Source organism: Mesorhizobium sp. M1E.F.Ca.ET.041.01.1.1 (genome assembly GCF_003997355.1).
Taxonomy (GTDB): domain Bacteria; phylum Pseudomonadota; class Alphaproteobacteria; order Rhizobiales; family Rhizobiaceae; genus Mesorhizobium.
The window spans coordinates 1-428 of sequence record NZ_RZSL01001267.1; the positions used below are offsets into that span (position 1 = coordinate 1).

Annotated in this window: 1 protein-coding gene; it reads right to left on the reverse strand. The window is 58.9% G+C overall.

Translation table 11 applies throughout. The features are described from left to right. A partial coding sequence (locus tag EOA38_RS38725) for a TrbG/VirB9 family P-type conjugative transfer protein (protein ID WP_189435286.1) occupies positions 1-428 on the reverse strand: 428 nt, incomplete at both ends.

Here is a 428-nt window from a genome sequence, read left to right on the forward strand (position 1 = left end):
TCCCTGGGTCCGCTGGTTGACCAGCGATTCCTGGCCTTTTTCGTCGACGACGAAGATGGCCGGGATGTCGCCCGTGAACTCGAGGAACATCTTGGTGCCGTCGTCGAAGGCGACGCGCGGCTTCAGGCCATCGTCGCCGGCATAGACGTAATTGTAGTTGAGATCGGCATAGTTGAGGTTCTTGAGATCGGGATCGGCTGCACCTTTCTGGGCCTCAGAAAGCAGTCGCGCGTTTTGATCCTCATCCGCATACTTGAACCGGACCTGGAAGGATGCACGATCGCGGTCGCTGTCGGTGGCTTTGAGCAACAGCGAATAGACGCGCCGGTCGGTGATGACGTTGACGTTCGTCCAGGCGTCGCGTTCGAGCGGCTTGATGAAGAGAAAGCGCGAGCCGCGTTTGGGTACGATCGACCAGCCTTTCGTGT